Raw genomic sequence first — 2,492 nt, 5'->3', positions numbered from 1 at the left:
CCAAGCTTTGCTGCAGCTGCTCCAGAGAGCGGTTAGGCCCGTCAATATCGCCAACGTCAAATACTCGAACGTTTCTACCTAGATGCCAAGGAAGCTTGGCCAGCTGAGTTCGGATAGCTTGTGGTCCTTCGACAGCCCCCACTCGGCCGTTATTGATATAGACACCCTTGTCGCTCTTGAAGCCAATCAAGGCAAAGTTTACCCCTTCAAAAGGGGTTAGGCTAGGATCATTTAAGTCCAGAAACTCAATGACCATGCCCCACTTAGCAGTATATAGATTGTCCTCTGGACCTCGCTGATAGTAATGGTTGTCTAGCTGATAGTAATCTTCTAACATAATTTTGTCCTTTTTGATAACGATAGTTGCGACTTTATTATAAGAGTTTCCGCTAAGCCTGTCAATGACTTTTAGCGGGAAAAGAAGCCCAGCTGCATGAGAGCGGGCTTCTTAGATTAGCTTTTTACAGAGGCATCAGCTTTAGAACTGAATGCTCAAGTCCACAGCCTTTTCAACGGCTGCTAGGAATTCATCGCTTTCAATCAGCTCAGAAGCCTTGTTGAGCTCTTCGTAGATTTCGATATCCTTATCAAACTCAATAAAGCGGACATGCTGACGGAAGAGGTCGTAGGCTGGCTTAGTTCCTTTGCCCAGTTCATGGTTTTCTGGTTTCAGATCCAGAGCTTGGCAGGCTGCCATGATTTCTGTTGCCACGATGCGGCGAGAATTCTTGAGAATTTCAGCTGCCTTGCGTGCTGCAGTAGTTCCCATGCTGACAAAGTCTTCTTGGTTTTCACAAGATGGGATAGAGTCTACGCTGGCCGGATGAGCTAGGACTTTATTTTCAGAAGCAAGCGAAGCACAAGCATACTGAGTAATCATAAAGCCAGAGTTGAGTCCTGGGTGTTTGACCAAGAAGGATGGGAGCTTGCTCAATTGGCTGTTGACTAGACGCTCTACACGACGCTCGGATACATTTCCGATTTCAGAAATAGCGATGCCTAGGAAGTCGAATGGCTGAGCCATTGGTTCTCCGTGGAAGTTACCGCCTGAGATGACATGGCCTTCCTTGGTGATGATAGGGTTGTCTGTGACGGAGTTGATTTCAATTTCAACCTTGGTCTTGACATAAGCGATAGAGTCCTTGCTGGCACCATGAATCTGCGGAATACAACGCAGGGTATATGGGTCTTGGACCCGTTGTTGAGTGGCTACAGTCGTATTACCACTGCCTTCCAGAAGGTTGCGAATATTGCGGGCTGTAGCCAGCTGTCCGCTCTGAGGACGAATGGTATGCAGGTCTTCTTCGAAAGGACTGGTAATGCCATTGTGGACCTCCATGGAAAGCGCACCAGCGACATCTGACAGTTTAAGTAGCTGGATGGCATCGTAGGTAGCCAAAGCTCCGATACCTGTCAGGACAGTTGTACCGTTAATCAGCGCCAGCCCTTCCTTAGCTGCTAGAGCAATTTTCTCTATACCAGCCTTGTCCAAAGCTTCTTGTCCAGAGAGCAGTTGACCTTGATAGTATGCGTGGCCCAGTCCTAGCATAGGCAGAACCATATGAGCTAGGGGTGCTAAGTCACCAGAGGCACCGAGAGAGCCTTTTTCTGGAATAAATGGCACGACGCCTTTATTGAGCAATTCCAGAAGTTTTTCGACAGTAGAGAGCCGGATACCAGAATAGCCCTTGACCAGAGAATTAATCCGAATTAACATGATAGCACGAACTGCATCTTCGGGAAGAGGATCGCCAAATCCTGAAGCATGGGTGCGAATCAAGTTTTCCTGCAGTTGAGTCGTATCTTCTGGCGAGATGCTGACATTGCAGAGGGAGCCAAATCCAGTCGTAACACCGTAGACTACCCGCTTTTCGCGGACGATGTCATCTACGATTTTACGGGAAGCTTCTACAGCTTTCTTAGCTTCTTGGTTGATTTCGCAGATAGCTCCATGACGAGCTACAGCAATGACATCTTCTAAAGTAAGGTGTTCGCCATCCAAATTGATTACATGTGTCATAAGATTCATTCTCCTTTTTGTTCAAGAACTTTATTTTTACAAATCAGTACTATGTAGATATAGTAGACTGCGCTGGCGACAAGGACACCGATGAGACCATAGACATAGTTCATTGGATTTTCACCCCAAATCATGATGAGGCTGACTAGAACCGCTAAAATTGGGATGACAGGACCAAATGGAACGCGGAAGACCACTTTCTTATCTGGATATTTCTTTCTCAATACCAATACGGCTAGAGCAGTTGGGATGTATTGGAAGAAGCGGAAGACTACGCTGAGAGCCGCTAATACTTCAAATGTTCCTGTAAAGAGCAGGGCGATGGCCAAAAGTCCGGAGATAATAATGGCAATTACAGGAGCGTTTTTAGCATTGGTTTCAGCGATTTTTTTAGGTAACAAGCCTTCATCTGCTATGGCTGCACCATAACGTGGGACCATGATAGATTCCCCGATGTTAAGTCCAGCAATAG

Annotated in this window: 3 protein-coding genes; all 3 read right to left on the bottom strand. The window is 46.6% G+C overall.

Annotation, left to right across the window (positions count from 1 at the left end):
• A partial coding sequence (locus Q0191_RS06155) for an arginase family protein (protein WP_297664787.1) occupies nt 1–337 on the bottom strand: 337 nt, incomplete at its 3' end.
• 141 nt (nt 338–478) lie between these two features.
• Nucleotides 479–2,020 carry a histidine ammonia-lyase gene (gene hutH, locus Q0191_RS06150; protein WP_297664785.1) on the bottom strand — a complete coding sequence of 514 codons (1,542 nt, stop codon included), beginning with the start codon at nt 2,018–2,020 and terminating at the stop codon, nt 479–481.
• A gap of 5 nt (nt 2,021–2,025) precedes the next feature.
• Nucleotides 2,026–2,492 (bottom strand): amino acid permease (locus Q0191_RS06145; RefSeq protein ID WP_297664783.1); only part of this gene is annotated, 467 nt, incomplete at its 5' end.

It is taken from the genome of uncultured Streptococcus sp. (assembly GCF_938036805.1).
Lineage (GTDB): Bacteria > Bacillota > Bacilli > Lactobacillales > Streptococcaceae > Streptococcus.
Note: the sequence above shows the minus strand (reverse complement) of the source record. Positions and strands in the feature narration are given on the sequence as shown.

Coding starts and splice junctions, on each gene's coding strand:
- hutH (WP_297664785.1), bottom strand. CDS start 2,020: ATGACACATGTAATCAATTTGGATGGCGAACACCTTACTTTAGAAGAT.